At 72.8% G+C, this 18,984-nt stretch carries 21 protein-coding genes; 8 read left to right on the forward strand and 13 right to left on the reverse strand.

What is annotated here, in order from left to right; genetic code table 11:
* Positions 1 to 96: 96 nt before the first annotated feature.
* Together NDAS_RS11540 and NDAS_RS11545 are read right to left on the reverse strand one after the other, a co-directional pair.
* Complete coding sequence (locus tag NDAS_RS11540) at positions 97 to 1,503, reverse strand: GntP family permease (protein WP_013153362.1); 1,407 nt, start codon at positions 1,501 to 1,503, stop codon at positions 97 to 99.
* An 18-nt stretch (positions 1,504 to 1,521) separates the two neighbouring features.
* The gene (locus NDAS_RS11545) at positions 1,522 to 2,892 is read right to left on the reverse strand and encodes a homoserine dehydrogenase NAD-binding protein (RefSeq protein ID WP_013153363.1); all 1,371 of its coding nucleotides are present in this window, start codon (positions 2,890 to 2,892) and stop codon (positions 1,522 to 1,524) included.
* 168 nt (positions 2,893 to 3,060) lie between these two features.
* Between NDAS_RS11545 and NDAS_RS11550 the strand changes: the two genes are divergently transcribed.
* From NDAS_RS11550 to NDAS_RS11560, 3 genes are all read left to right on the forward strand, one after another.
* Positions 3,061 to 3,867, forward strand: a complete 807-nt coding sequence (locus tag NDAS_RS11550; RefSeq protein ID WP_013153364.1) for a DeoR/GlpR family DNA-binding transcription regulator — start codon at positions 3,061 to 3,063, stop codon at positions 3,865 to 3,867.
* Positions 3,868 to 4,166: 299 nt separating this feature from the next.
* Positions 4,167 to 4,904 carry a sugar phosphate isomerase/epimerase family protein gene (locus NDAS_RS11555; protein ID WP_013153365.1) on the forward strand — a complete coding sequence of 246 codons (738 nt, stop codon included), beginning with the start codon at positions 4,167 to 4,169 and terminating at the stop codon, positions 4,902 to 4,904.
* Positions 4,901 to 6,007, forward strand: coding sequence for a Gfo/Idh/MocA family protein (locus NDAS_RS11560; RefSeq protein ID WP_013153366.1), 1,107 nt, complete (start codon positions 4,901 to 4,903; stop codon positions 6,005 to 6,007). The genes NDAS_RS11555 and NDAS_RS11560 overlap by 4 nt, the downstream gene beginning before the upstream one ends.
* A 65-nt stretch (positions 6,008 to 6,072) precedes the next feature.
* On the opposite strand, the gene NDAS_RS11565 is transcribed toward NDAS_RS11560, so the two are convergent.
* The 3 genes from NDAS_RS11565 to NDAS_RS11575 all read right to left on the reverse strand — a co-directional run bounded on the left by NDAS_RS11565 (position 6,073) and on the right by NDAS_RS11575 (position 8,414).
* A complete protein-coding gene (locus NDAS_RS11565; RefSeq protein WP_013153367.1) occupies positions 6,073 to 6,714 on the reverse strand; it encodes a TetR/AcrR family transcriptional regulator in 642 nt (213 codons plus the stop codon).
* Positions 6,715 to 6,862: 148 nt separating this feature from the next.
* Positions 6,863 to 7,342 carry a hypothetical protein gene (locus NDAS_RS11570; RefSeq protein WP_013153368.1) on the reverse strand — a complete coding sequence of 160 codons (480 nt, stop codon included), beginning with the start codon at positions 7,340 to 7,342 and terminating at the stop codon, positions 6,863 to 6,865.
* 259 nt (positions 7,343 to 7,601) lie between these two features.
* A complete protein-coding gene (locus NDAS_RS11575) occupies positions 7,602 to 8,414 on the reverse strand; it encodes an alpha/beta fold hydrolase (protein ID WP_013153369.1) in 813 nt (270 codons plus the stop codon).
* A gap of 304 nt (positions 8,415 to 8,718) precedes the next feature.
* On the opposite strand from NDAS_RS11575, the gene rpsR reads away from it, so the two are divergent.
* On the forward strand, positions 8,719 to 8,976 hold the full coding sequence (gene rpsR / locus NDAS_RS11580; RefSeq protein ID WP_013153370.1) for a 30S ribosomal protein S18: 258 nt from the start codon (positions 8,719 to 8,721) through the stop codon (positions 8,974 to 8,976).
* A 67-nt stretch (positions 8,977 to 9,043) separates the two neighbouring features.
* Here rpsR and NDAS_RS11585 read toward each other — a convergent pair whose 3' ends face one another.
* Complete coding sequence (locus NDAS_RS11585) at positions 9,044 to 9,355, reverse strand: hypothetical protein (RefSeq protein ID WP_013153371.1); 312 nt, start codon at positions 9,353 to 9,355, stop codon at positions 9,044 to 9,046.
* A 321-nt stretch (positions 9,356 to 9,676) separates the two neighbouring features.
* Between NDAS_RS11585 and NDAS_RS11590 the strand changes: the two genes are divergently transcribed.
* The gene (locus NDAS_RS11590) at positions 9,677 to 10,417 is read left to right on the forward strand and encodes a class I SAM-dependent methyltransferase (RefSeq protein WP_013153372.1); all 741 of its coding nucleotides are present in this window, start codon (positions 9,677 to 9,679) and stop codon (positions 10,415 to 10,417) included.
* Between the two features lie 25 nt (positions 10,418 to 10,442).
* Here the strand turns inward: NDAS_RS11590 and NDAS_RS11595 are convergent, their stop codons facing one another.
* Positions 10,443 to 11,492: a LacI family DNA-binding transcriptional regulator gene (locus NDAS_RS11595; protein ID WP_013153373.1), complete on the reverse strand. Its 1,050-nt coding sequence runs from the start codon at positions 11,490 to 11,492 to the stop codon at positions 10,443 to 10,445.
* Between the two features lie 148 nt (positions 11,493 to 11,640).
* On the opposite strand from NDAS_RS11595, the gene NDAS_RS11600 reads away from it, so the two are divergent.
* The 3 genes from NDAS_RS11600 to NDAS_RS11610 are packed head-to-tail and all read left to right on the forward strand — an operon-like array spanning position 11,641 to position 14,830.
* Positions 11,641 to 12,915: an ABC transporter substrate-binding protein gene (locus NDAS_RS11600; protein WP_013153374.1), complete on the forward strand. Its 1,275-nt coding sequence runs from the start codon at positions 11,641 to 11,643 to the stop codon at positions 12,913 to 12,915.
* A complete protein-coding gene (locus NDAS_RS11605) occupies positions 12,912 to 13,934 on the forward strand; it encodes a carbohydrate ABC transporter permease (RefSeq protein ID WP_013153375.1) in 1,023 nt (340 codons plus the stop codon). Before NDAS_RS11600 ends, NDAS_RS11605 begins: the two co-directional genes overlap by 4 nt.
* Positions 13,931 to 14,830: a carbohydrate ABC transporter permease gene (locus NDAS_RS11610; protein WP_013153376.1), complete on the forward strand. Its 900-nt coding sequence runs from the start codon at positions 13,931 to 13,933 to the stop codon at positions 14,828 to 14,830. The genes NDAS_RS11605 and NDAS_RS11610 overlap by 4 nt, the downstream gene beginning before the upstream one ends.
* Positions 14,831 to 14,943: 113 nt before the next feature.
* Here NDAS_RS11610 and NDAS_RS27980 read toward each other — a convergent pair whose 3' ends face one another.
* The 6 genes from NDAS_RS27980 to NDAS_RS11640 all read right to left on the reverse strand — a co-directional run bounded on the left by NDAS_RS27980 (position 14,944) and on the right by NDAS_RS11640 (position 18,972).
* Entirely contained in the window at positions 14,944 to 15,417 is a 474-nt protein-coding gene (locus NDAS_RS27980; protein ID WP_013153377.1) for a gas vesicle protein K, read from the reverse strand.
* Between the two features lie 33 nt (positions 15,418 to 15,450).
* Positions 15,451 to 15,765, reverse strand: coding sequence for a gas vesicle protein (locus NDAS_RS11620; protein WP_013153378.1), 315 nt, complete (start codon positions 15,763 to 15,765; stop codon positions 15,451 to 15,453).
* Complete coding sequence (locus NDAS_RS11625) at positions 15,762 to 16,556, reverse strand: GvpL/GvpF family gas vesicle protein (RefSeq protein WP_013153379.1); 795 nt, start codon at positions 16,554 to 16,556, stop codon at positions 15,762 to 15,764. Before NDAS_RS11625 ends, NDAS_RS11620 begins: the two co-directional genes overlap by 4 nt.
* Positions 16,543 to 16,986, reverse strand: coding sequence for a gas vesicle protein (locus tag NDAS_RS11630; RefSeq protein ID WP_013153380.1), 444 nt, complete (start codon positions 16,984 to 16,986; stop codon positions 16,543 to 16,545). The genes NDAS_RS11625 and NDAS_RS11630 overlap by 14 nt, the downstream gene beginning before the upstream one ends.
* Before the next feature lie 101 nt (positions 16,987 to 17,087).
* Positions 17,088 to 18,344, reverse strand: coding sequence for an SRPBCC family protein (locus NDAS_RS11635; protein WP_013153381.1), 1,257 nt, complete (start codon positions 18,342 to 18,344; stop codon positions 17,088 to 17,090).
* On the reverse strand, positions 18,328 to 18,972 hold the full coding sequence (locus NDAS_RS11640; protein ID WP_013153382.1) for a hypothetical protein: 645 nt from the start codon (positions 18,970 to 18,972) through the stop codon (positions 18,328 to 18,330). Before NDAS_RS11640 ends, NDAS_RS11635 begins: the two co-directional genes overlap by 17 nt.
* Positions 18,973 to 18,984: the final 12 nt, after the last annotated feature.

Consider the following 18,984-nt stretch of genomic DNA (forward strand, 5'->3'; position numbering starts at 1 on the left):
AAACGCGGACGGGGCTGGGCGACTGCTCCTCAGACCGTCCTCAGCCCGCGAGGGCCGGTCCGGGCAGAAACGAAGCGGGGCCCGAAGGAACACCGCTCAGACGAGGCCGGTCGCGATCATGACGTTGAGCACGAGGAACCCGGTGACGCCCGAGATGAACGAGGCGACGCCGATCGACCGGATGCCCTGGCCCACCGTCATGTTGGACAGCGTGGTGGTGACCCAGAAGCCGGACGAGTTGGCGTGCTTCATGATCTGGGCGCCGGTCGCGCAGGCCAGGTACACCACGATCGGAGCCAGGCCGAGGTCGTCCATCAGGGGCTGCATGATGGCCGCCGAGGTCATCACGCCCAGGATGTTGGAGCCGGTGATCGTGCAGACCGCCGCGCCGACGAGGAAGGGGATGACGACCGGTGACATGCCGGTGCCCTCGATGCTCGCGGCGACGTTCTCGGCCACGCCGGTCTCCCGGATGATGGTGGCCAGCGCTCCGCCGACGCCGGTCAGGGCCAGGGGCATCGCGGCGATGCGCAGGCCCGCCTCGAACAGGTCGTTGAGGGTGGCCTTGTCCTTCCAGCGCCCGCGGAACAGCGGCAGGGCCAGCAGGCAGGCGAGGAAGAGCGCCACCGTCGGCTCGCCGACGAACAGGACGACCTCGGTGTACCAGGCCCCCTCCGGGAGCACCGGACCGGCCAGGGAGGCGACGATGATGAGGACGATGGGGGCCAGGATCGGCACGAGGGAGCCGAACAGGCCCACGCTGGCGGGGGCCGCGGCTCCGTCAGAGGAGGGCTTGGGGCCGGTGCCGTCGGAGACCCCCGGGGCTCCGGCGGAGGGGGTGCCCGGGCCGCCCGCGCCCGCCAGGTGTTCGACGAACTCCGGCTTGGGCGGCACATAGGTCTTGATGAAGGACAGGTAGACCGTCGCGGCGATGACGCCGGGGACGCCCACCATCAGGCCGTAGAGGATGGCCTCGCCCATGCTGACGCCGAGCAGCGAGGCCGACGCGAGCGGGCCGGGGCCGGGCGGGACGACCGAGGTCATGATGTAGGCGCCGAGGTAGAGGATCGGGCCGAGCTTCATCATCGACATGCCCGTGCGGTAGGCCAGGGCGGAGACGATCGGGATGAGCATGACGACCGCGGTGTCGGCGATGAGGGGGATGCCCAGCACGGTCGAGGCCAGGGCGATCGCCCAGGGCACCCTCTTCTCCGCGAACATGTTCAGGGCGGTCTCGGTGATCTTGGTGGCCGCGCCGCTCAGTTCGAGCATCCTGCCGAGCACGCAGCCGAAGATGACCAGAAGGCCGACGCTGGCGAGGGTGCCGCCGAAGCCCTCGGTGACGAGTTCGATGGTCTCGGTGCCGCCCATGCCCAGGACCAGGCCGAGCGCCACGACCACCATGAACAGCGTGGCCACGGGGTGGACCTTGAAGCGCGCGATGAGCAGTACGAGTACCGCGATGGCGGTGAGGAACGCCAACAGGGTGTAGATGTCCGACATGTCAGTGGGTCCGATCGTTCACAGGTGCGTGCGGGCGTGGCGCCAGGCGTCCAGGAGGGGGGCGCTGGCGTCGGCCAGGTCGTCCAGGCGCACCAGTGCGCCCGCCGCGACGTCGCGGCCCAGGGCGGCGTGGGCCGCCAGGTAGAGCGGTGCGACGTCGTCGGGGGCGTCGGCGGCGTCCAGCAGGACGGGGGCCACCCCCTGGACGTCGTGGTGGTGTCCGCCCATGTCCAGCCTGGTCCCGGCGGGGAGGTCGCGCCGGGCGCGCCCGGCCAGGACCGCGTGCGGGGCCGGGTGCCGGGGGGTCACCGCGCGGCGGCGGTCCACGGCGTCCAGCAGGCTCAGCGGGGTCTCCACGCCCATGAGGTGGTAGGGCAGGTAGAGGCAGGCGTAGCGTCCCGAGCGCGAGACCACGTGGCCCTTCTGCGCGAGCAGTGCCCAGGAGACGGGGTCGCCGGTGCGGACGACGGCGAAGACCCCTCCGGCGAAGGAGGCCTCCTCGGGCAGGCGGAGCACGCTGAAGACGTCCACGGCGCCGGACCGGGAGAGGATCCCCCCGTCCTCGGCGAGGGAGTAGACGTCGGCGAGTTCGGCGACGCGCGCGACGGGGTAGTGCAGCTCCTCGGTGTCGGGCACCAGGCCCGTGTGGTTGGCGACGACCCCCATCTCGCAGTAGTCGGCGGCGGCCGAGCGCGACAGGCCCGCCACGGCGCGGGCGCGGGCGGCGAGCGTGGCGGGCACGTCCTCGCCCAGGGTCAGCAGGTCGGCCAGGTCGGGGGCGTCGATCTCCTGGTCGAGCTGGCGCACGCGGCCCGTGGCCGGGTCGAAGACCAGGTCGTACTCGCCCGACTTGCCGATCGCGACGACGTCCAGGCCCAGCAGGCGGGTCCGCTCGTACCACTCGATGAGGTTGGCGGGCTGGTCCCCGATCCCGGGGGTGTAGACCACGCCCCGTTCCCGGGCGAGGTCGGCCAGCGCGATCCCGGAAACGGAGTCGACCTCCTTGGAGACCATGACCACGTGGCGTCCGGCCGCGATGGCGGTCCGCGCGGCCCGGGTGCCCGCCTCGGGGCTGCCGGTGGCCTCGACGAGCACGTCGTAGTCGGCGTGTTCGAGGAGGCGGGCGTCGGCGATCACCGCGATCCGCCCGTCGGCCAGCGCGGCCACCTCGTCCGCGCTGGAGCACACCGTCAGCGCGTCGGCCGGGTAGCCGAGCTCGGCGCACAGCGCGATCGTCCCCTCGGTGTCCAGGTCGCACAGGACCGAGGGCCGCAGCCGCTCCATCCGCGGGGTCTGGGCGAGCAGGGTGCGCGCGAAACCGCCGCGGGCTCCGGTGAGCGCGTAGCGCACGGGCGGTGGCGGCGCCGTGGTGGCGTCGGTGGCTTGCATGGGTTCTCCTTCTTCCGGCCTCGCGGGGGGCACGTGTGTGTGCCAGGCCGCTACGGCAACGCGCCATGTTTAACACCAGCGGAACATTAGAGTCAACAATTATCACGACTGGTACCATCTGAGAACACTCGTTACCATGGTGCCCATGAGCGGAACCGAGGGAGAGCGATGATTCCGGCGCAACGGCGTGAGCTGCTCGTGCGGGAGTTGCGCGGTACGGGCGTGCTGAGCGTGAAGGAGCTGTGCGAGATCCTCGACGTATCGCACATGACGGTGCGCCGCGACATCATGACGCTGGAGGAGGAGGGGCGGGTCCGCTCGGTGCCCGGCGGCGTCGAACTGGTCTCGCAGGTGCGCTCGGAGCCCTCCTACCGCGACAAGTCGCGGGTGGACGTGGCCGAGAAGCGGGCGATGGCCCGCGCGGCGGCGGCCCTGGTCGGCGAGGGGCAGACCGTCTACCTGGACGCGGGCACGACGCTGGGGCACCTGGTGCCCTCCCTGTGGAGCGTCACCGGCCTCACCGTCATCACCAACGACATCACCACCGCCGCCTCCCTCACCGACCACCCCGACGTGACCCTGTTCCTCATCGGCGGGCAGATCGACCGCGAGAACCGCTCCTCGGTCGGCGACATCGCGGCCGCCACCATCGAGGAGTTCAACATCGACGTCGCCTTCGTCTCGACGAGTTCGTGGGACCTGAGCCGGGGCACCACCACGCCCTCGCGCGCGAAGGTCGCGGTCAAGCGCGCGGCCATGGCCGCGGCCTCGACGTCGGTGCTGGTCGCCGGGGCCGACAAGTACGGGGCCTTCGGCACCTTCAAGGTCGCCGCGCTCACCAGCTTCGCCTCGGTGATCACCGACGACCGCCTCTCCGAGTCCTCCGTGCGCGCGATCCGGGAGCTGGGCGTGGGCCTGGAGGTCGTCACACCCCAGCGGGAGGCCGACGAGGAGGCGGAGGCCCCCACCGCCTGACCCCCGCTCCGCCGGGGATCCCCCGCGGTCCAGGCGCGCGCGTGCGCACGGCCGGGACGGCACCCGCTCCGCCGGGGCGCCGCCCGGCCCCTCGGCGTGCCCTCCGGCCCTCCTCCTCACGGGGTCGCGCCCGCCCGCGCCCCGCTCCGTTCGTGCGCCCGGATCGTGCGCCCGGAAAAACCCTGGACAAAAATCTTCCAATGTAAGAATCTGGGTGCGCGGCCCCGCCCCGCACCCTCGGGGGCGTGCCGCGATGTGAGCGACAGGGCGATGCCCGAGCGAACGAAGGAGCCCCCCCCGTGCCGACAACATCCGTGCAGCTGTACTCGGTCCGTGACGAACTCGCCGACGGCCTGGAGAGCGCCGTGGCACGCCTGGCCGAGATCGGCTTCGCCCACGTGGAGCCGTACGCGTTCCACCTGGACACCGAGGAGTACCGGCGCGTGTTCGCCGCGACGGGCGTCACCGCGCCCTCCGGCCACGCCCCCGTGATCGACGCGCAGGCCCCCGAGGAGATCTTCGACGCGGCCGCCGAACTGGGCGTCGCCACGGTCATCGACCCGCTGGTCCCGGCCGAGCGGTGGCAGACCGCCGACCAGGTGGCCGGACTGGCCGAGCGCGTGAACCGGCTGGCGGAACTGGCCGCCGAGCGGGGTCTGGAGTTCGGCTACCACAACCACGCCTGGGAGCTGAGCACCCGCATCGGCGACAGGCACGCGCTGGAGGTGTTCGTGGAGCACCTGGAGCCGCGGGTCGTGCTGGAGGTGGACACCTACTGGGCGGGGGTCGGCGGCGCCGACGCCGCCGCGCTGCTGCGGGCCTTCGGCGACCGGGTTCGGCTGATCCACGTCAAGGACGGCACCCTGGACGGCGACGTGACACGGCAGCGGCCCGCGGGCGAGGGCGAGGTCGACGTCCGCGCGGTCCTGGAGGCCGCGCCGGGGGCGATCCGCGTGGTCGAGTTCGACGCCTACGCGGGCGACGTGTTCGACGGCATCGCGCGGTCGCTGGCCTGGCTCGGGGAGAACGACCGATGACGCGCACCGGGGCCGCCGGGGTCGGCGTCATCGGCGCGGGCAACATCTCGACCCAGTACCTGGAGAACCTGACCCGGTTCCCCGACGTCGAGGTCCGCTTCGTCGCGGACCTGGACCTGGCGCGCGCCGCCGCGCAGGCCGACGCGTACGGCGTCCCGGCGTCCGGGACCGTGGCGGAGCTGCTGGCGCGCGAGGACGTCGAGGTAGTGGTCAACCTGACCGTCCCGGCCGTGCACACCGAGGTCGGGCACCGGATCCTCGACGCGGGCAAGCACGTGTGGAGCGAGAAGCCCATCGCCCTGGACCACGACGCGGCCGCCGCGCTGCTGGCCAGGGCCGGGGAGGCGGGGCTGCGGGTCGCCTGCGCGCCGGACACGGTGCTGGGGGCGGGGGCGCAGACCGCGCTGCGCGCGATCGCCCGCGGCGACATCGGGGAGCCGCTGACCGCGACCACGATGTTCCACGTGCCCGGGCCCGAGTCCTGGCACCCGGACCCGGACTTCCTCTTCGCCCACGGGGCGGGGCCCCTGTTCGACATGGGCCCGTACTACGTCACCGCGCTCGTGCACGTCTTCGGAGCCGCGACCCGGGTGCAGGCGGTGGCCTCCACCGGCCGCGCGACCCGCACGATCGCGAGCGGTCCCCGCGCGGGCCAGGTGTTCGAGGTGCAGGTGCCGACGCACCACGCCGCGCTGGTGGAGTTCGGCCCGGGCCGCTCCGCCCAGTCCACGTTCTCGTTCCAGCACGCGCTGCCCCGGGCGGGAATGGTGGAGGTCAACGGCACCGAGGGCACGATCGTCCTGCCCGATCCCAACACGTTCGGCGGGGACACCACCCTGTGGCGGTACGACCGGGAGGAGCCGGTCACCATCGCCCCCGAGGGGCCCGTGTACGGGCGCGGGGCCGGGGTCGTCGACCTGGTCCGCGCGCTACGCGCGGGCGGGACCGAACGCGCGTCGGGGGCCGTGGCCTCGCACGTACTCGACGTGCTGCTGGGCATCCGCGACGCCGCGGCCGGCGGAACGCCCGTGGAGATCACCTCCGCCGTGGCACCGGTGGCTCCGCTCCCGCAGGGGTGGGACCCGGCCAGCCCGACCCTCTAGCCGGCACGGGCCCGAAGCCCCGGGGGCCGCCACCGCTGGCGTGCGGTGACGGCCCCCGGGCGGGTTCACGTGGCCTGGACCGACGCCCCGCCACCGGTCCCGCCGCCCTCTCCCCCGCCGGGCAGCAGCCGTTCCAGGACCTGGAGCGAGCGGTAGACGTCCACCTCCCGCGGGTCGAGCAGCCACTGCAACTGCAACCCGTCGGACGCGGCGATCACCAGGGCCGCCGCGTCGTCCGGGTCGATGTCGGCCGCGATCTCACCGGAGCGCTGACCGGCGCGTACGCGCTCGGCGAGGTCGGCGCGCAGTGCCCGGAACCGGGCCCGGACGAACTCCCGCGTCGCGGGGTGCCGCTGCTCCTGCAACGCGTCCGTCGTCAGCGTCGCGTACAGCTCGACCAGGCCGGGTATGGAGCGGTTGCGCTCCGCGCTGCGCTCCATCACCGCGACCGCGGAGACGGTGCCCGGATCCGAGGGCTCGCACCCCGTCGCCTCGTGTTCGCGGTAGACCTCCACCAGGAGCTCGTCGCGGGAGGCGAAGTAGTAGCGCAGCGCCGCGTGGGACACCCCGATGGCCTCGCCGATCGCCCGCAGCGAAGCGCCCACTCCGTGCTCGGCGAACACCTCGATCGCGCGCGACAGGATCTGTGACCGCCGCTTCTCGGCCTTCCGGTACGTCCGGCCGGAAGCACCCGCACCACCGTTCACCACGCCCTCCTTCGACCCGGACCGCACGGTCGGCCGCCGCTGACGCGCGGCGGGACCGGTGCGGCTCTCTCCCTCGTGGACGCCTACCAGTGTGTCGGCATCGGCGCCGCGGCTCGTCCGTGCCCGGGGCCGGCCGGGGTCTTCCCGTTCACCGGAGGGCGGAAGCCAGGCCCAGGATCAGCAACAGGGGCGCGATCAGCGCCACGACGCGGACGACGGCTCCCGCGGCGGAGGAGAAGGTGACCGCCAGGCAGGCCCGGTGGACGAGGTAGCCGAACAGGGCGGCGGCCAGGGAGATGGCGATGATCTCGGGGTCGGGGCCCTCGGTGACGATCAGGGACGCGGGGAGGCAGGCGTAGAGCAGGGCCGCGACCGCGGAGGGGGCGGCCTTCGTGGCACGGAGCGTCGGGGCCCTGCGGTCGGACGCGCGCCTGCGCTCCAGGAGGAAGGCGATCAGGCCGGGGAGCGTGGTGACCGTGAGAAGGACGGCGTAGGCCATCGTGAGCACGGTGAGGACGGACCCGGGGGTGACGCCGTCCGCGAGCGAGAAGGGCATCAGGAGGATCAGGAAGGCGTGGATCCCGCCGCCGGAGGCGATCCTGGAGACCGCTTCGGCAGCGGTCTCCACGCGTGGGAGTCCCGGATCCGGGGACCTCGGCGCGCTACGGATGGTGTACGACAGCGGACGCGCGTTCTCGGGGGGTTTCGACCGCGGAGCCATACCGACATCCCACCACGCCGGAATCCGCCCTCGCCTCCACCCCCTGCGGTGGGACTCGGGACCGCTGGGAGGGTTCCCCCGGCCGCTCGGAGCCGCGCACGGGAGGAGACCCGACACCCCTGACCCCGCCGACGCCCCGCGCAGGAGGAGGCGGATACGACCCCGGTCAGAGGCCCTCGACGCGGGCGAGGAAGCGCAGCAGCCCCGCGTTGAAGGCGCCCGGCCGCTCCATGTTCACGGCGTGCCCGGCCTCGCGCACCACGGCCGCACCGACGCGCGGGTTGGGCTTGGCGGCGGCCGCGGCGTGCTCGGCGGGCCACAGCTCGCTCTCGGCCCCGGCCACGAAAAGGGCGGACACGTCCAGCCCGGCGACCGCGTCGCGCCAGTCGCGCCGGGCGTGGTCGCCCAGCAGCTCCAGTTCCGCCGGGGTGAGCCCACGGTCTGTGCCGCGCATCGCGCGCAGCGTCCTGACCAGGCGCACGCCGCGCCGCCACAGGGGCGTGCCGTGCCCGGTGGCGGGGATGCCGTCGGCGAAGTAGGTGTCGGCGTTGCTCTCGTCGTAGCCGTAGAAGCCGTACGGCCAGTCCGCGGTGTTGAGCATCCTCGGCGTCTGGTCCACCGACACCGCGCCCGCCAGGCGGCCGGTGCCGTGCCCGGAGGTGTACGCCCAGACGGTGTTGGCGCCCATGGAGCCGCCGACGAGCACGACGCCCTCCAGGTCCAGCCGCTCCAGGAGGGCGTGGACGCAGTCGCCGCGCCGGTCCATGGTCATGCCCGGGGGCAGGGGCCCCGCGGCGCCGTGGCCGGGCAGGTCCACGGCGAACACCCGGTACCCGGCGTCCGTGAGCGCGGGGACCTGGTGGCGCCAGGAGGTCGCGGGGGCCTTGAACCCGGCCAGGAGCACGACCGGGCGCCCCCGGGAGTCACCGCGTTCGGTGTACTCGACGCCAAGCCCGTCGTCCGTGGTGATCAGTGTCATCGCCCCTCCCGAAATCCGGGGCCATCCTCGCACACGCCCTCGGGTCAGGGGCTCCGAGGCCCGGGAGGTCGCGCGCTCCCCCTCCCGAGCGTGTAGGATTTTAGAAACGATAATCGTTTTCAGTCGCCACGGGCGACGGCGGGGAGGAGGACGCGTGCCCGCGACCCCGTCCCCGCTCCGCCCGGCGGAGGGGACGCGCACGGCCCGTGCGCCCCGGGGCGGCGCCGAGCCGCGGCCGACCCCTCGGGACACAGCACGGGAATGCGAACACCGGCCCCTTCGCGGAGTTCTCAGAAAGGTGGACATGCCCTCTTCAGCACACCGTCCGGGCAAGCGCAAGCCCACGCGGAGTTTCGCCAATCCGCTGGGAGATATGGACTACATCGACTACAAGGACACCGCTCTCCTGCGCAAGTTCATCTCCGAGAAGGGGAAGATCCGCAGCCGCAGGGTCACGCGGGTGACCGCGCGCCAGCAGCGGCTGATCGCGGCGGCGGTCAAGAACGCGCGCGAGATGGCCCTGCTGCCCTACCCGTCCAACACTCCGACGCACAGGTCCTGAGGGCCCGCCGGACCCGTCCGCGGGGTCCCCGGCCCTGGACCGGGACCCCGCGGACGGGCCGTCGCGGTCAGGAGTGGTCGGGAGCGTGCTCGTCCCAGTGGCCCTCGTGCTCGCGGTGCAGGTGACCGTCGTGGACGTAGTCCACGTGGCCCTCGTGCGGCACGGCCACGTGCCCGCACCCGTGACCGTGCTCGTGCGCGTGCCCCTCGTGAACGGCGTGACCCCGCACGGAGCACTCGTCCCAGTGACCGTCGTGACCATGGTGCAGGTGACCGTCGTGGACGTAGTCCACGTGGCCCTGGTGCGGCACCGCGACGTGCCCGCACCCGTGACCGTGCTCGTGCGCGTGCCCCTCGTGAACGGAATGCCGTGCGGCCATCTCTCCCCCTCGAAAAACCAGCAGAAAAAACGGGAACACATCCAGGACTATTCGATCGGCGATCGCGCATCAAGCGCCGCCGGGTCAGTGCACGGAGAATTTATCCGCCTCCCATCGGAATTTCGCACCGAACCCCGGAGAAATGATTGTGCTTTTCATTTCCACGGCGACCGGGACCGCCCCCTGCGCGCACCGAGGACCGGCGGGTGCGGACGCCCCTCCTTCCACCCGGCTCCGGGGACGGGAACTGCTAGGGTTTGGGAATGATTATCATTTCCTCCCTGGCCTCGCGAACGCCCCACCACGGCGAGGAGGCGCGCCATGCCTGAGTACGACGATCCCTACGCCCGCTCCGGGCAGTACCTGGACCCGATGATCGCCGGATGGTGGGAGCACCACCGGGCGGTCCTGTCCGAGGCGCTGGCCTCCCTGCCCGACGGCTCCGGCCCCGTCGTGGACGCCGGGGCGGGCGGCGGCCACGGAACCCGCCTCATCGCCGCGGTCCTGCCCACGGCCCGCGTCCTGGCCGTCGAGCCCTCCCTCCTGCTGCGGACGGTGCTGCTCTCCCGGATCGCCGACGACCCCGCCCTGCGCGGGAGGGTGACCGTGGACGGCGACGACCTGCTCTCGGCACACCTGCCCGACCGGATCGGCGGCATGGTGATGGCCAACCTCATCGGCCACTTCAGCCCCCACGAACGCGACCGCCTGTGGGAGGACCTGGCCCCGCGACTGGCCCCGGGAGCCTTCGTCCTGCTCAACCTCGCCGCCCCGCGGCAGCCCGAACGGGTGGAGCGGGCGCGGATGAGCGAGGTCCGCGTCGGCGCCCGCTCCTACGTCGGCTGGGCCGCCGCCGAGCCCAGCGGCCCCGAGCGGGTCGAGTGGCACATGACCTACGAGACCCACGAGCGGGACCGGGTCCTGGCCCGCGACGAGGTCCGCTACACCTGGTGGACCCTCACCGAGGACGCGCTGCGCGCCGAGACCGCGCCCCACCGCCTGCGGGTCCTGCCCCACGGCCCCGCCGAGGCCGGACTGTACAGAGTCCTCCCGGAGGACTGACCGCGGCCCCGCCCCGCCGCCCGCCTCAGGAGGCGGGCGGCGGGGCGCTGCTGCGTCTGACCACCAGGTCGGTGGCCAGGTCCAGGCGCAGGTTGGCGGGGGTGCCGCCGCGCGCCAGGGTGAGCGCCATCCGGGTCGCCTCCTCGGCCATCTCGGTGAGCGGCTGGCGCACGGTGGTCAGCGGCGGCCCCATCCAGCGGGCCACCGGCAGGTCGTCGTAGCCGACCACGCTCAGGTCCTCGGGGATGCGCACGCCCAGCTCGCGGGCGGCCTCGTACAGGCCCATGGCCTGGAGGTCGTTGCCCGCGAAGACGGCCGTGGGCGGGTCGTCCAGCCGGAGCAGCTCCCGGCCCCGGTCGCGCCCGCTCTCGACGTGGAAGTCGCCGTAGCGCACGAGCGCGGGGTCGGCCGTCAGTCCGGCCGAGTCCAGCGCGGAGGCGTAGCCGTCGATGCGGGCCTTGCTGCACAGCACGTGCCGGGGCCCGCCGATGACGCCGATGCGCCGGTGGCCGAGCTCGATGAGGTGGCGGGTGGCGACCAGGCCGCCGTTCCAGTTGGCCGAGCCCACCGAGGGCATGTCCGGGCCCGGGTCCCCCGCCGGGTCCACCACGACGAAGGGGATGCCGCGCGCGGTCAGGCGCGTGCGCTGTTCGGGCGCCAGGTCGGAGAAGACCAGGATCACGGCGGTGGACTGGCGGGCGAGCACGGCGTCGACCCAGTCGTCGCGGGGGGTCTGGGCGCCCCCGGACTCGGTCAGCACGACACTGAGGCCCTCCGAGCGCGCCACGCTCTCCACGCCCCGGATGACCTCGACCGCCCAGGCGCTGTCGAGTTCGTGGAAGACCAGGTCGACCATGGAGGAACGGCCTCCGCCCGGGCCCCGGCGTCGCCGGTAGCCGTGGCGGCGGATCAGCTCCTCCACGCGTGCACGGGTCTCGCTGGCCACGTCGGCGCGTCCGTTCAGCACCTTCGAGACCGTCGGCACCGATACGCCTGCGGCTTCCGCAATTTTCGAGATGGTGACCGGCTCCGAAAGGGTGGTCCGGGCGGAGTCGGGGGTCGGGTCTGCACTCACGACGCCTGATCCTACGCGGTCATGGCAACCCCGCGCGGCTCCGGGTGATCCAGCTCTCATCCTCCTATTGACGCTCGCGGTGACGCCGCGTACATTCGGGCGCAAATATTTCGAAATACTGACCGATAGTTTCGAAAGAGGAGTGGCCATGAGAACCCCCCGCCTGGGCTCCGCCGCCGGAGCGTCGGCGCTCTGCCTGCTCGCCGTCACCGCCTGTTCCGGTGGCGGCGGCGGAGACGACCGCATGCACGTGTGGATGTACCAGGACACCCTGGTCGTGGTGCAGGAGGGCGCCGTCGAGAGGTTCAACGGGGCCTCCGAGACCGAGGCGGTCATCGACGAGGTCCCCGGGGACAGCTACGAGGAGCGCCTGCGCACGGCGATGGGCTCCAGCGAGAAGCCCGACGTGTTCTTCAACTGGGGCGGCGGCAGCATCGAGCCCTACGTCGAGCAGGACATGCTCGTCCCCCTGGACGACATGCTCGCCGAGAACCCCGAGTTCGCCGACTCCTTCATCCCCTCCATCCTGGAGGCGGGCAAGGTCGACGGCGTGCAGTACGGCATCCCCCTGCGCGGCACCCAGCCGGTCATCCTCTTCTACAACGAGACGGTGTTCGAGGAGGCCGGAGCGGAGCCCCCCGAGACCTGGCAGGACATCCTGGACCTGGTCGACACCTTCACCGAGGAGGGCGTCACCCCCTTCGCCCTGGCCGGGGCCGACCCCTGGACCGAACAGATGTGGCTCCAGTACCTCGTGGACCGCATCGGCGGACCGGAGGTGTTCGCGCGCATCGTGGAGGGCGACTCCGAGGGCTGGCGCGACCCCGCCGTGCTGGAGGCCGCCCGGATGGTCCAGGAGCTGGTGGACCAGGGCGCGTTCGGCAACTCCTACGCCTCGGTCAGCTACACCGAGGGCGCGGCCTCGGCGCTGCTGTCCGAGGGTCGGGCCGCCATGCACCTGATGGGCTCGTGGGAGTACTCCACCATCCTGGACCAGAACGAGGAGTTCGCGACGAACGACCTCGGGTACGTGGCGTTCCCGCCGATCGAGGGCGGCGAGGGCGACCCCGCCAACGTGGTCGGCAACCCGACCAACTACTTCTCGGTCTCCGCCGAGACCGAGTACACGGACCAGGCCATGGAGTTCCTGACGTACATGTCCCAGGAGGAGTACGTCGCCGACATGGTGGCGAACGGCGAGGTGCCCACCACCACCAACGCCGAGGAGGTCGTCGCCGACAGCCCCAGTCCGGACTTCGCCACCTTCCAGTACGAGATGGTGCGCGACGCGCCGCACTTCCAGCTCTCGTGGGACCAGGCGCTGCCGCCGGAGGTGGCCACGCCGATGGTCACCGAGATCGAGTCGCTGTTCAACGGTGAGAGCACGCCCGAGCAGTTCGTCGACGCGCTGGCGGCCCTGTGACCGGCCGCACCGACAGCCAGGCGACCGGTGGCACCATGACCGGCGACCCGGCGGCCGGCGGTGCCGGGGCGGGCGGTCCCGCCTCCCCCGGCCCCCGGCCCGGCCTCCCGCGCGGCGGCTCCGCCGCGCGGGGCGCCGCCCCCCGCACGGGGCGGCCCGGTCCGCTGTGGGCGGTGCCCGGCCTGCTGTACTTCGGGCTCTTCGCCGCCCTGCCGATGGTGCTGGTGGCCTACCTGTCCCTGACTTCCTGGGGCGGGCTGGGCTCGCCCCGCTTCATCGGCCTGGAGAACTGGTCGCGCCTGGCGGGCGACCCGCTGATGCGCAACGCCGTGTGGCTGAGCGTGCTGCTGACCGCGCTCTCCTGGATCGTGCAGACCCCCATCAGCCTGCTGCTGGGGGTCTGGGCCGCCGGTCAGCAGCGCAACCGCGCGGTGCTCTCCGCCGTCTTCTTCCTGCCGCTGCTGCTGTCCTCGGCGGCGATCGCCCTCGTCTGGCGGGCCCTGCTGGACCCCAACTTCGGTCCGCTGGCCTGGCTGGGGCCCCGCCTGGGCCTGTCGTCGGTGGACGTGCTGGGCGGTTCCGACAGCGCGTTCCTGGTGATCGTGTTCGTCAGCGCCTGGCAGTTCATCCCGCTGCACATGCTGCTCTACCAGGGCGGCGCCCGGCAGATCCCGGCGACGCTGTACCAGGCGGCCGAGATCGACGGGGCGGGAAGGCTGCGGGCGTTCTGGTACATCACGCTGCCCCAGCTCAGGCACACCATCACCACGTCGTCGGTGCTGATGGTGGTGGGCGCGCTGACCTACTTCGACACCGTGCTCATCATGACCGGGGGCGGGCCCGGCACCAACACCACCATCGTCCCGTACCTGATGTACCAGGCCGGTTTCCAGAGCTGGGAGCTGGGCTACGCCAGCGCCGTCGCGTTCACCCTGGTGGTGACGGCGACGCTGATCGCCCTGCTCCTGGTCCGCTTCACCGGTTTCGGCGACATGCGCAGCACCCGGGAGGGAATGTGACCGCCAGTACGGCCGAGAGGCCCGCCGTCCGGCAGCGCCCCACCGGCCGACGCCCCGCCCTCCCCCGGCGGCGGCCGGGCCGCCGGCGCCCCAACGTCCTGGCCGGGCTGGGCGCCCTGGTGTGGCTGGCCGTCGTGGGGGTGCCGCTGTACGCGCTGCTCGTGGCCACGGTGCAGCGCTCCGAGAACTACACCTCCGCGGGGCCGCTCACCCCGCCCGCGGACCCGACCCTGGGCAACTACGTCAAGGCGATCGAGAACGGGGTGCTGGGCTTCGTGCTCAACACCGCGATCGTCACCGTCGCGGTGGTGGCGATCGTGCTGGTGCTCGCCTCCATGACCGGGTTCGCCGTGGTGCGCTCGCGCACCCGGTGGACCACGGGGGTGTTCCGGATGTTCCTGCTGGGGCTGGCGATCCCGTCCCAGGCGGTGATCATCCCGGTGTACCTGATCATCATCGAACTGGGGCTCTACGACACCCTGACCGCCATCGTGCTGCCCACGGCGGCGTTCGCGCTGCCGGTGTGCGTGCTGATCCTGGTGGGGTCGATGCGCGACATCTCCGAGGAGCTGTACGAGGCCATGGCCCTGGACGGCGCGGGCCCGGTGCGCACCTTCCTCCAGCTGGTGGTGCCGATGTCGCGGTCGGGGCTGAGCACCATCGGCGTGTACGCCGCGCTCCAGGCCTGGAACGGGTTCCTGTTCCCGCTGATCCTCACCCAGTCGGCGGACAACCGGCTGATCACCATGGGCCTGTTCGAGTTCCAGGGCGAGTACCGCGTGGACGTGCCCGGCATGCTGGCCGCGGTCGTGCTGGCGACCCTGCCGCTCTTCCTCGTGTACCTCTTCGCGCGCCGCTCCCTGGTGCGCGGCATGATGGGGGTCGGTGGAAAGTAGCCCCGGGCCACTCCACTCCCGCCCGGCGGCCGAGGCCGCGCGAGGCCCCTCCCCCCGGTGCCCGTCCTCTGTCAGGGCCTTCGCCCTGAGGCGGGCACCGGGGGCACCTTCGCCTACTCCCCGTTTCTGGGCAGCAGGGACCCCAGCGGGCCCAGGTCCAGGTTGAGGTCGGCGGCGGAGAGCCCGTAGCGCTCGCGCAGCTCGGTCATGCGCTCCTCCAGCAGCATCAGCGTCATGCCGATGCGCTCCTCCTGGTCCTCGGTGAGGTCGCCCTGGTCCACGCGCCGCAGGGCCTGGCGCTCCATGAGCTGGCGCACCAGCTCCACCACGGTGAGCACCAGCTTGATCAGGTCGCGCTCGACCGTGTCGGGCTCGGTCTCGATCCGGTGGCGCAGCCGCTGCCGTTCGGGGCCCGCAGGCCCCCCGTCGGCCCGGTCCGGGTCCGCCGTCTCGTCCAGGGCGTCCTGGAGCCGTCCCAGGATGCCGTTCCCGCCTCCCGGAACCGTGTCGGCGTCGGCCACGCGCACGGGCGTCGGCCCCTCGGGGCTCTGCGCCGCGCGGAGCGGGTTCCCGTTCACCTCTGGCATACCGCCTCCTTCCCCCTCCCCCGGGGCCGGTCCTCACTCCTGGCGGATCCATCCGCTCAGGGGGTGACCGTGCTCCCAGGGCGAGGGCACGTTCTCGTTGATCGACGACACCAGGGCGTGCAGGGAGACCCGGACCAGGTCCACGTCGGCGATGGAGACGGTCAGGTCCCCCGAGACGACCACCCCCTTGGCCAGGACCCGGTCGAGCAGGTCCACCAGGGAGATCTCCCGGTTGGCCAGGGGGTGGTCCTCGTCCAGCATCGTGGTCAGGGAGTGGGCCTGGCCGGGGAAGCCGCCGGTGCCGGGCGGGCCGTTCCCGGCGGGGCCGGATCCGTTCACCGTGCTCACGCGCCCGCCTCCGCCGCTCGGGGGGAGGAGAAGGAGTAGGGGGCCCACGGCCCGGAGGCCTCGATCCTGGTGCCCTCCGGCGCGCGGGAGTTCAGCTCGTCCACCGCCGCGAGGAACTCCGCCACCCGCTCCCCGTCCACGAGGTAGGCGTTGTTCATGACGTTCTCGCCGGAGGCCTCCGACAGCGCGGCGTTCTGCGTCTGGTGCTGGGCGCGCGCCCGGGCCATCGCGCCCAGGACCCCGTCGGCCCGCTCGCACAGCGCGGAGGCCCGCTGCCAGGTGTCGTCGCGGCGGTCGCGCTGCTCCCTGCGCCTGCGCAGGTAGGCCTTGCCCGGGCTCTCGTCGGCGGGGGTCCGCGGCTCGGGCTGCGCGGCGGTGCGCGCGCCCGCCTCGGCGTAGACCTTCACGCCGACCTCGACCCGGTCCACGAGTTCGTCCAGGGTCGCCGCGAAGGCTTGCGCGTTCTCGCGCAGGACCTGGCGGACCCGTTCGTCCCCGCGGTAGACGGTGGCCAGCCGCAGCGGCAGGGCCACGGACCGCAGGGCCACCGCGTCCACGACGCCGTGGTGGGCGCGGGCCACCTCCTCCAGCCAGCGCAGGTCCTCCAGCTTGGCGTGGAGCGCCCGCTCGTCGAACTCGTCCAGGGGGACGGTGCTGACCGCGGCGGCCAGGTCGCCCTCGACGACGAGGTGGACGGGGTGGCCGCCCACGCCCGTCATGCCGTCGGTGGTCGCCGGGCCGAAGGGGCGGCACACCGCGTAGACGTAGCTCGCCTGCTCAGGCCGTTCCATGGTCGCCCTCCTCCCGGGCGCCGGAGCCCTCCGCGGCCGGGGTCCCGGAGCCCTCCTCGGCGAGGGGGTCCGCCTCGGCCGCGGTGACCTGCGCGGTGCGGTGCTCCTCCAGGGCCTCGATGCGCTCGCGCAGGCGCCTGTTCTCCTCGGCCAGCTCGTCGTCCTCGCGCCGCGAGGCGCGGGAGGACAGGGCCGGGTCGTGCTCCCACCAGTCGATGCCCATCTCCTTGGCCTTGTCCACCGAGGCGACGAGCAGCCGGAGCTTGACGGTGAGGAGTTCGATGTCCAGCAGGTTGATCTTGATGTCGCCCGCGATCACGACGCCCTTGTCGAGAACGCGTTCGAGTACGTCGGCGAGGTTGGCGGAGGAGGATCCGCCCGAGGAGCGGATCTGCCTCGGCTCGCCCCGCCAGGGCGTGGGTTCACTCATGCGTACCAGTTCCCTCCCGGTCCCGCGGAGCCGTCGCGGCCACGGGTCACGCGCGCACCGCCGTCGCGGCACCGGTCCGCGGGGCGGAGGCGGCCCCCGGCTCAGGAGCGCCCGTCGGCGGGCCGCTCCTCCTCGTCGGGGTACTCGCCCTCCTCTGCTTCCAGGTCCTGCTCGTCCGCCTCATCAGCGTCCTGGCCCTCAGCCTCGTCATCGAGGAACTCCTCCTCTTCCTCTTCTTCCTCTTCGCCCTCGGGCTCTTCCTCAAGCTCTTCGTCGTCCGCGGCCTCGGGCTCCTCCTCGAACCCGTCCTCGGGCTCGTCGTCGAAGATCCGGTCCTCGGGCTCGGCGTCCGCGGCCTCCGCGCTCCCGTCGTCGAGGTCGGCGAGCTCCGCCCGCTCCTCGGGGTCCAGGTCGGCGAGTTCGGCCCGCTCGTCGGGGTCCAGCTCCTCCAGCTCGGCCCACTGCTCCTCGGTGAGGTCCGCCTCCTCCAGGGCGACGGCGTCGTCGTGGGAGAGGACGACCTCGCCCTCGCGGACCTCGCCGCGCCAGCCGCGGAGTTCGGCCGCCTCGTCCCGGGGCAGCATCATGACCTGGCGCCGGTAGTGCTTGAGGTCCAGGCGCAGGCGTCTGCCCTGGGCCCGCCAGATGTTGCCCGTGCGCTCGAAGAGGCCCTTGGGGTAGTACTCCACCACCAGCAGGACGCGGGTGAGGTTCTCCCCCAGGGGGTGGAAGGTCACGACGCCCTTCATGGTGCCCTTGGCGGCCTCGGTCGACCAGGCGATCCGCTGGTCCTGGACCTGCTCGGTGACCTCGGCGCTCCAGCTGCGGCTGGACCAGAAGACCTTGCCCCTCCAGTGGGAGGAGGTGTCCCCGGTGCGCTCCGCGCTCTGCACGCCCTTGGCGAAGGAGCCGAAGTCGGGGAAGCGGGTCCACTGGTTGTAGGCCACGCGGACCGGAACGCCCACGTCGACGTCCTCGACGATGTTGACCATCTTGCCGGGCTTGCCGCCCCCTCCGGAGGAACCCGTGCCCAGGCCCTGGCCGACCTTGTCCTTGAGGCCCTTCCTGGCCTTGTCCTTGAGGCCCTTGGCCCCGCCGGTGACCACGGCGTTGACCGGGTTCTTGCCCTGGGCGAGCTTGCCGCCGACCCCGGCCGCGACGGGGGCGGCTGAGGCGCCCTCACTGGTGAGGCGCTCCACCGTGGCCCCGAGCCTGCGGGCCGCGCCGTGCACCACGCTGGTGGCCTTGGCGCTGAGGTAGTCCTGGAGGGCGTCGGCGAGCTTGGAGGTGCCCTCGTTCCTGTCGGCGGCCGACCGCAGCCGGGCCAGCGGCCCCCGGGAGTCAGTCGTCGCGGCCATCGTCGCCCCCCTTTCCGCCGGTGCCCGAGGCGCGCTTGCGCCGGGCGGGTTTGGCGGAGGCCGAGGCGCGCTTGGCGGTGCCCTTGGTCCGCGCGGCGGCTCCCTTGGTCCGGGCGGCGGTGCCCGAGGCGGCGCCCCGGGACGCCTTCGCGGCCTTGGGCCTGGTCCGGCGCTCGGGGGCGGAGTCCCCGCCCGGCTCGCCACGGGCCTCGGCGTCGCCGTCGTCCCGGGTCTCGTCCGCGTCCTCGACGGCCTCGTCCCGCGCGGCGCCGTCCTCGTCGGAGCCGTCCTCGTCGGAGCCGGAGGCGGCCCCGGCCGCGCCCTCGCGCAGGCGTTCGGTGCGGCTGTTGAGGGAGTCGGCCAGGCCGCCCGCCCACTTGCCGGCGATGTTGCCCGCCGCGGTCCTGCCGACGTTGAGCAGCTGCTCGCGGGACTGGCCCTTGAGCTCACCCACCACCGGGAGCGCGGAGACCTCCTTGAGCAGCCCCTGGGCGAGCTGTCCGGGTTTGATGTCGAGCTTCTTGGCCCCCAGGTAGAGGCCCAGCCCCAGGGCCAGCTTGAACTTCTTCCTCCGGCCCAGGACGTAGCCGCCCACTGCGGCGGCCACGATCTTCGCCGTGTCCCCCACGGGATCTCACCT

This window comes from Nocardiopsis dassonvillei subsp. dassonvillei DSM 43111, assembly GCF_000092985.1.
Classification (GTDB): domain Bacteria; phylum Actinomycetota; class Actinomycetes; order Streptosporangiales; family Streptosporangiaceae; genus Nocardiopsis; species Nocardiopsis dassonvillei.